The 9437-nt window shown below is 44.8% G+C and carries 4 protein-coding genes; 2 read left to right on the top strand and 2 right to left on the bottom strand.

Annotated features, from left to right (window positions below):
• Positions 1–227: 227 nt before the first annotated feature.
• The gene (locus L1D44_RS20105) at positions 228–2270 is read left to right on the top strand and encodes a S9 family peptidase (RefSeq protein ID WP_239893050.1); all 2043 of its coding nucleotides are present in this window, start codon (positions 228–230) and stop codon (positions 2268–2270) included.
• Between the two features lie 73 nt (positions 2271–2343).
• Here L1D44_RS20105 and L1D44_RS20100 read toward each other — a convergent pair whose 3' ends face one another.
• Positions 2344–4179: a carboxypeptidase-like regulatory domain-containing protein gene (locus L1D44_RS20100; protein WP_239893049.1), complete on the bottom strand. Its 1836-nt coding sequence runs from the start codon at positions 4177–4179 to the stop codon at positions 2344–2346.
• 429 nt (positions 4180–4608) lie between these two features.
• On the opposite strand from L1D44_RS20100, the gene L1D44_RS20095 reads away from it, so the two are divergent.
• Positions 4609–8178, top strand: a complete 3570-nt coding sequence (locus tag L1D44_RS20095; protein ID WP_239893047.1) for a hypothetical protein — start codon at positions 4609–4611, stop codon at positions 8176–8178.
• 92 nt (positions 8179–8270) lie between these two features.
• Here the strand turns inward: L1D44_RS20095 and L1D44_RS20090 are convergent, their stop codons facing one another.
• Positions 8271–9347, bottom strand: a complete 1077-nt coding sequence (locus L1D44_RS20090) for a linear amide C-N hydrolase (RefSeq protein ID WP_275660544.1) — start codon at positions 9345–9347, stop codon at positions 8271–8273.
• Between the last annotated feature and the right edge of the window lie 90 nt (positions 9348–9437).

Genomic DNA, 9437 nt, shown 5'->3' with positions numbered 1-9437 from the left:
ATCCTAGATTCGGCCGCCATTTTTATTTCTGTCTTATTTTCCTTCTCAATTCTGCTTCTATTCCCCGCAATTAATCTTGGCTTAAACCAATAATGTAACCATCTGCAACAGCCTTTTGATATTGATATCCTTTTTGTAATATTCGCGGCTATACTAGCTTTGCCAGTAACAAGCTGGCTAAAACACTAATAAGAAACTCAACAAATTGCTCCTAAGGAGAACCACTCGTGAAGAAAGCCGGGATCCTGTTACTGTGTCTGCTAATGCCAATGGCAAGTGCATTTGCAGAATCAACTAAACCCCTTTCGGTTGATGTGCTGTGGCAACTTAACCGTATAGGCAGTCCAATTATTTCACCTGACGGTGACAAAGTCGTTGCGCCAGTCACCCAGTATGATGTGCCAGAAGATAAAGGCTCAACACAGCTTTGGCTATTTGATAAAGATGGCGATAGCCAGCAAGCGCTTACAGCCAAGGGCATGCGCGCTAGCGAAGCCACCTTCTCACCCGATGGCAACACACTGGCCTTTATCAGCAAGCGTGACGAAGATGAAGCTGGCCAAGTTTACCTATTGCCGATGAACGGTCCTGGCGAAGCACAAAAGCTAACCGATGTGCCAGGCGGTGTATACGGCATGAAGTGGGTAGGTGAACACATCTACTTTATTAGCCGCATCTTCCCAGGTAAAAACTGGGATGAGATGACAACTCAACTAAAAGCAGATAAAGACAACAAGGTATCTGCTCACCAATGGAATGAACTGCCATATTCGAGCTTTGACCACTGGATTGATGAGGACCGTGAAGCCCACGTGTTCCGTATCCCTGCCTCTGGCGGTGAAATCGAAGCCATCACCCAACCGTTAAAGCATCAGCTACCTCGCTCATCACAAAGCGCTTCAAGCTATGATATTGCGCCCAACGAGCAGTGGATTGCCTTCACCGCCAATGGTTGGGACGCGGCGATGAAAACCCGCGAAGTTGATCCTAAGATTGATATTTTCTTAGCGAAAATTGGCAGCGGTAAAGCAGAAAACTTAACACCTGATAACGAAGCGCCAAATAGCAATCCGCAGTTTAGCCCTGACGGCAAAACCTTAGCCTATACTCAGCAGCTTATTCACGGCTTCTATGCCGATACATCACGCCTAGTGCTGATGGATATGAAAAAGCGTCAGCCTAAAGTGATTAACGACACTTGGGATCGCTCTGTATCACGTTTTGGCTGGACAGCCGACAGCAAAGGCTTCTACGCTGCGATTGATGATGCCGCCACTAGCCGCATCTATCACATCAATGCGAAAAACGGCAAAGTCAAAGCCATTACCAAAGATACTAACTTTGGTAAGCCTGTGATGGCCAAAGACGGCACGATTGTCGCTACCAATGACAGCTTCTTATACCCAGCGCGTCTTGTGACCATTAACCCTAAAAATGGCAAAACCACTCGCCTAGACAAGTTTAACGACGACATCTTAGCCGACGTTGACATGGGTACCTATGAGTCGGTGACTTACAAGGGTTATAACGACCAAGATATTCAGATGTGGGTACACTACCCGCCAGGATTTGATCGCAGCAAGAAGTATCCACTAATGATGCTTATTCACGGCGGTCCACATAACGCTATCTCCGATGGTTTCCACTATCGCTGGAACGCACAAACATTTGCCTCTTGGGGTTATGTAACGGCATGGCCAAACTTCCATGGTTCGAGCGGTTTTGGTCAAGAGTTTGCTGACAGTATCAACCCAGATTGGAAGAACAAGTCACTAGAAGATGTGCTTAAAGCGACTGAGTGGTTTGAACAAAAAGAGTGGATCGACAGCGAGCGTATGGTGGCTGGCGGCGCGAGTTACGGCGGCTATTTAACCTCGATTATTCTTGGGCAAGAGCATCCGTTCAACGCGCTACTCATTCACGCGGCCGTGTACAACATGTACTCACAGATGTCGGCAGACTTTGCCGTGCATAGTACCCGTTTCGGTCATTACTGGGAAAAGCCTGAGATCTACAAGGCTATCTCGCCGCACTACTTTGCTGAGAACTTTAACACGCCAACATTGGTGATCCACGGTCAGCTCGATTACCGCGTACCTGTCGGTCAAGGTTTTGAGCTATTCCGCACCCTGCAGAGTCGTGGCATCGAATCTCGTATGATCTACTTCCCAGACGAGAATCACTGGATCATGAAGCCCAACAACTCAATCTATTGGTACAACCAAGTAGAGGATTGGATGACCCGCTTTGCCGAGCCGGGCGGACGTTAACTCTCTCACTGCGAGATAAGAACTAAGAACAAAAGGCTGCCAATTGGCAGCCTTTTATATTGTCTAAATCGACTTATTTAGTCACGCTAACATCATAAGTTTTAAGGTCATCGTAATCTTGCCAAACCACAATACCATCACTGTTACGGATATTAACTCGGATGTTAAATTGGTCAACGGCATCTTCCGCTTTAAAGGTATAGTCAACCTCACACACGCCCCAATCACTAATTAAATAGTCTGATGCACTATGGTTACCCGCCTTTTCAAAACGGCACTGCACTACATCATCTTGAGGATCGGTATAAAGCGCCTTTAGTTGATAAGTTTCGCCAACCCGAGCCATCACATCCGTTGCCACGACGCCATCAATCATCAAACCATCAACTATTGCAGGTTTACGCTCTGTGTCTAATGGGATCTTAATCACCACCTCTTCACGCTCATCTAAATAATCAAGGTAAGTGATATATTGAATCTCATAAACATATTGAGGGTGCGCAATACTTGCATCGAACAAGTAACTATCGCCCTTTAGAACATCTACAATGAGATCCTTTCTACCAACCACATAAAACTCTGCAATTCGCTCAGCAGGGCCAGTCACTTCAACATCTATCTGTACGCTGCCATCGATGGCAATCGGTTGCTGCACCTCAACCAGCATATAAGTTGAGTCCGGTGGATTATTGAAAACTTCATCACCCACGGTCACCGTTTCCACTTCTAGCTCTTCGCTTTCAACATAATCCGCCATCATAAACTGAGCACCAAGCTGAACGTCAGTCATGCCGTTTAAGCCGAAAAAGCCATCATCGTTACTCAATTCAGCCATGATAGATACCATGTATTCTTCGGCGTCTTTTTCAGTAATTTGATGCTGGTATTTAAATACTCCATCCGCTTCAATAATTTCTTCGGTACCAAGTTCTAAGTCAGCAGTAAATTTAGCGGTAACAGGACGCTGATTAGGATCTTCAACCGTTATCTCAACCGAAACGGTATCACCGATAGCGTATTCAGTTTCAATATCACTTGAGTACCAAGAGAAGTCTTGCCAGAAACCTTTCAAGGTCTGCTCATTATTGACATTAACCTTAGTGATCACCGGATCTTGATGCATTCTGAACGCGCCAATTGAGTCATCAAACTCCTCAATCTCAACTTGAGTGCGAGTCCAGATATTTGAACCATCGAGAGCAACATCATCTGCTTTTAAGGTGTAACTACCAGTAGGGATGCGCTCGAAAGAGAACTGACCATTGTCATCGGTTACGGTTTCAAAGCTGCCATACTTACCTTCGATCTGCACCGTCACGCCAGCAAGGGATACACCATCACTGTCGGTATAGGAGAAATCTGGCTTACCATCACCGTCAATATCAATCAAACGGTCGGCTTTCATGTCACCATCAACATCAATATTAAGGTCGCTAATACCATCGAAATTGTTATCGATATTGATATCCGCTTTGGCGTCACAGCTCATATCGACGTTAAGATAAATCCCCTCTCTTTGGGTCAAGAGGTTTAACTCAGCGACTTTGTCGCCATTAAGGTCGATATTGTAATAAAGGTTACCCTCATCATCGGTGAGGTTGGTGTCGGCGACACCGTCTTTATCAACATCTTGATTATATAAGTTTGGTTCAACCAAGGAGTTATAAGCGGCCCCACACACATGCCAGGTCGCTAAATCAGCTTCGCCCTGCTCACCGTTTTCAGCGCTATAGCTAGTACCCCGTCTTGAGTTAACACGATTAAGCGCTTCATCATCAAAAAGGTACGCATCAGCGACTACAGTCCCTAAAACTTGGATCTCTTGCGCTTGATTACCATCACTACTACCGCCGCCACAGGCCGACAACACACTAACAGCTAAAGGAAATAATATTGCTTTTTTCATCATGACTCATATCTAAAGAACTACATAGAGAGCCTGTCATGACAGAGAAAGCTCTGTCACAGACAAGTTTCATCTAAGGTTTGAATGAATAAAAAATGGTGTTTTAGGCTATCAGCGATAAGCAATAGCCTTTTAATTTGGCGCAGGATTATATACGCAGAAACTCAATTTTGGGAGACTAAATTTTCCCTAGTGCATTTAGGGCCAAGCTATTGATACTTGTGTCAAACTCTGCATTTCTTCGATTAATTAACTGACCAAGTTTCCACGCAGTAGCGGCATTTATGCCTGCGTTATCACAAATTTCCAGCCTGTCATAAATTTCATTAGCTAAACAACTGATCTTATTGAAATGATCAGTTATCCTCCCGTTAAAATCTCGTCGTCATCCCTGCATTTTGGGGATAGAACCAACGTCATTAGGACAGCAGTATGGATACATTTAGCCAACTACAAGTTATTGAATTTAATCGCCACAGCCCTGCCAGTATCGAGCAAGCCTTGCAAAGCTATCAAGCTCAATTAGAAGCGCATCAAGCCTTTGTTAGAGGCGGTCGATTCAACTTGATGTTTATGGATAACAGCAGTGGCACGCGTGAGCACCTGCAGTTGGACATGCTACAAGATCAGCAGCTAGCAATGGCAGCACTCACACTCAATCCAGATGGCGGCCACTTAAGTAGTTATGTGGTGAGTGATGAACGTCTGCTGTATCTATCTGAGACCTTGTTATTTGCCCTAGCCCTTGAGCATGAGTCGCTTTACCCACAACTGCGTAAGACTGCACAAGCTATGGTCGACTACGCCCGCTTTGAAAACGACACCAGTGAGATGTGGCTCGATGACACCCGAGTATTTGGCGCAGAACCCTTGTATATGATGGCGGCCAAAGACGCTAATGACGCCACTTATTTAGCGCAGTTTTTTATCCCCTATTGGGATGATGAGCATGCTGTTGGCTATGGCGATATGATGTTAAGCCTACTCGAGCGACATGGTTGGTGTGAGGCGATGATTAACGCCTTTGTCTGGTGTGATAATCACAGCTTTCGATTCGCTTTTTACGGCAGTGATTGGGAGCAACCCGCCCCAAGATACCAACCGCTTGGGGATTATTTAAAAGCTAATCCTGATAAATACCCGCGCTTTATTGAGTTAGTAAAGCAGCGTTTTCATGCTCAGCCCGCACTGGTTTATAGCGAGCATGACTCACTTGAAGAACAAAAGCCGATCCTCAATTTATATCTCACCTTAATTGCCGAATGTTGTGGTAAAGACAGTGAAGAGATGAACTGCGAACTGGCTGAACATTTCATTAATGACAGCCTTGAAAATGAAGCGATTAATTTACAAAATCAACTAAAGCAAGAGCTCAGTGGCAAACTCTGTTGTTACGCTGGCAGTATTGCCCAGCAACAAAAGCAACGTATTGAGCGCGCAGAACGTAAAGAAGTACGCGATGAGTATTTAGGCGGGCTTAAAATGGTCAGCGAGTTTTTGTTGAGCCTTGAAAATAGCCACGCCTTGCTATCCTATATCTCTACAGGTGAACAAGCTGAGCTCCTGAATGAAGTTGAACCGTTCAATATTATTCCTCATAGTGAAAAGCACGCATTAACCTTTTTTGAAGCCATCCAAGAGTCTTGCTGGGATATGGACGACTTTGACCATGTGCGCGATAACTTCCATGAAGTGATGGAGCACCTAGCAAAAGATTTGCTACAAGATAATGATGAAGATATGGACGAGGATGCTAGCAACGGCTTTATTAGCCGCGTTAATCCAAAGCCCGAAAATGTGTCATTGGCATCGGCTAATACTCAGCCTGAAAGCCAAGTACGCAGTGCGCAAACCATGCTGCGCTTTGTCGACATTTTCTATCGTTTCTTTGGCCAACAAGCCTTTAATGACGAAATGTGCGACCTGCTAACGGGTGAGACAGAGTATCAAGCGATTATCGGTGTTGATGATTACTACACACGCTTTATGCCAAGCGGCGCCGAACAAAAGCCTGCTAATGGAATTAGTAGAGCAGAACAAAGAACGCTAGAAAGCTTACTCGATGAGTTTATCGATATAGGTTACAACCAGATCTCTGCTGAAATGCTCGAACAAGCTGACGAGCTATTTGCTAATCGCGCCTGCTTAAACTGCCAAGATTGGCCTGAAGATGAGCTAGGTATCGATGCGCTATGCGCTTACCTACTACTTAAAGATAAACAGCAAAATTGTAATGACGGCTACACCCAAGCCTTACAAGCAAAGCTCAATGGCGTATTTGAGCGCGCTGTAAACTTGATGCTCGAAAATGCCGATATCTTAGATGATGGGCCTTTTACCGAAAAAGGCCTCAATGATACCGAGCTACAACAACTAAAAGCTTATTTTACCGAGGCAACACCAGAGCTAAATCAGCAGCAGATGCTAGCGCTATTAAATCAACACCTGTATAGCCAAGATATCTGTCGTCAGGCATATTTATACTTCCCTAAAATTAGCCCACAGCAAAAAAGCTATAGCTTCTTAGATGACCGTGATGATGACTACCAACGGGTGATCCTAAGTTGCTTATGGCTAAAGCAGCTCGACACCCCTGAAGCCATTAATGCAGAACGTATTTGGCAACTGCTGATCACCATGGCCCCCATCAGAGTCGTGCATCTTGTTGCAAAGGCCTATAGCGAACATAGCCGCAAGTTGAGGTTTGAGTCAGCTATCGATGAAAGCAATTTCTTCGACATGCTAAACAACCATGGCATAGACAAAGCCTTTACTTTGGCCTACCAAGTTGAGCAGTTTAGCGCTAGCACATCCCGCACTGAAGATTACCTGAACTTGGTCGAGTTAATGGGTGAGTTAGATAATGAGCAGCAAGGCATGATGGCCGCGGCAAGACGCAATGATGCCAAGGCATTACTGCGCGGATTAGATTACAGCTATCAACCAACAAAGCTCGAATTCCATAAGCATGTGGCAATGCGTTTCCCAAACATGCCTTTTGCTCTCGATAATGAGCTACAGCAATGCCTGAGTGAGTTTATTCAGCTTAATAACAACTCGTGGGAAGAGGTGATTGAAAGCAAGTTTAGAGACTATGTGATCTTTTCTGACTTTGTCACTGACGGGGCTGAGCTACCTAAAAAGTTGCGCCTGCCGGCCAAGTTACACCCTAATGCCGAACTGAGCCAAAGCCGTAAGAACGATAGAATGGATTGGATCTATAGCGAGATCTTGCAGCAGGTTGGCGATGAACTACTGGTTTTAGTGGCCGATAAAGATGCAGCTAGAGATGGCAATATCTACGTTGGCGGCCAAGTCGTGATCCTCAACGACAAAATAGACGCCCAAAGCGTGATTGATGCAGTTAAAAACCTACCGAGTCCAGAGCAGCGCCGAACCCAAGTTAACCAAAACCTATGGGCCTATCTGCAGGGTGAGCTAAGTTATGATGAGTTTGCGCCGCAATTTAACCAATATATCAGCTATGAAACCACGGCTAACCTTAAAGAATACCGCAGCCATGCGTTAAGCCAATATGTATGGCTGCTAGATGATGAGCGTTGTGGTCGTTTAGTTGAGTTACTGGCAAACCACAGCTACCAAGCCTACAAAGTGTTCACCGACGGGCTCATATATGGCTATATGGATCAGCTCGCCCTACAAGGCAAAATGGATTTAGCCAGCCGTTTAGCGTGCGATGAAGATGACTATGAAGAAGCAGCGTATCAAGCACTGCTCGATTGGTTATTTAGCCAAAACGTTAAACCTGAATACCTGCTGCTATATATGATCAAAAATTATCGCCCATGCATGGGAGAGTACATTGCCGCCATGGCACAACGTGATGAAATCAAGCCTCTGATGTCATTTTTGTATATCGACACTAAGGCAGCCTTGGTGGATATTCTTGCTAAACAAGCTGATGGCAGCGACTTTATGACATTGTTCGCCAAAGAGAAATCACGAAAAATTCGTGACAGGGTTGAAGCGGCATTAAGCTAAAACACAACCCGTAAACGAGAGCCAATCCTAAAACAAAGGCTGAGTCATCACTCAGCCTTTTCATTTAGTCCTGTTTAGCTAGTCCAGTTTATCTAGGATTTAAACGGATCTTCACAGCTCTGTAAGTGCCCACTCATTGCTCCTTGAAGCTGAGGATGATTATCAAGCTCTCCGCTAACATTATTCACTGAAATCAGCTTTACCCGCGCACATTGACTAGCATCAGCATTCACTTCTAGCCAAACAGGCATCATATTCAATGGATTTAAGAAATAATAAAGCCCTGCTTGATGGTCGCCAAGGTTAGTCCAACGCGTACAAGTTGCTTGCTCTTTTTTACTTGGATTAAACGCAAATGGAATCGCGCCATTTTGCATCAGCGCGCGGGTTTGCGCTAAAACATCAGCAGGATTTTGTACAGGATCAGAAAGGGTCAAGTTAAATGCGGCTCGCTCAAAACTTTGAGTTGCCGATATCCCGCCCGGAACGGTAAACACTGGAGTCGCTATCGCAGGCTTGGTTTGCCCCCAAAGATATTGCCAGTACTTTAGAATATTCAGTTGAGTGGGGTAGTCAGGCTCATTGGTGACAATTTGATTCTCTTCCCCCTCATAAACATGCAGCTCACCCGCTTTAATCTCAATCACTGCGGAGTGACCATGAAGGTCTGACACTGCTAGGTGGATCTTATCCTGCATCAAGTCTTTCGCCTTGCCACCTTCGGGGATCTTTTCTTTGATCAACTGCAAGGTGTTGCTCTTAGCATAGTTAACGACTTGGTTAACATTAGCAAAACTATCCAAAATATATTGTGGCCAGCGTAATATACTGATGTTGCAGTTTTTCTGGTAATGCTTAGGTTTCCCATAAGTCGCTGGCGTGTCATATAACACATTAACCACTAAACCTTCAGCATTCATTCCATCAACTGTCGCATAGCCTTGAGCTTCATCTCCCATCATGGCTACGACACTGGCGTATTTTGACTTCCAGTGAAATATCACACTAGGATCAAGATCCTTCTTCTCCGCCTTCTTCGTTGATAATCCTTGCCTATTAAGCCCTTTAGGAAATTGAAATAAATTGGCTTCGATAGGTCTGAACCAGTTCATGTTCCTTCCCGTTACCGGATAGTCCGAGTTAAGGTTATTTAATACTCTTAAGCACATATCAGTTCCTTTAATATCCCTTATTTTAAATATGGTTGTTTGAAATCAACCAAAAGTACAATAACATATAGGCAACATAATGGAGCTGGA

The organism is Shewanella sp. Isolate13 (assembly GCF_022398325.1).
Taxonomy (GTDB): domain Bacteria; phylum Pseudomonadota; class Gammaproteobacteria; order Enterobacterales; family Shewanellaceae; genus Shewanella.
The sequence above is the reverse complement of the archived record's forward strand: the minus strand, read 5'-3'. Positions and strand labels throughout refer to the sequence as shown.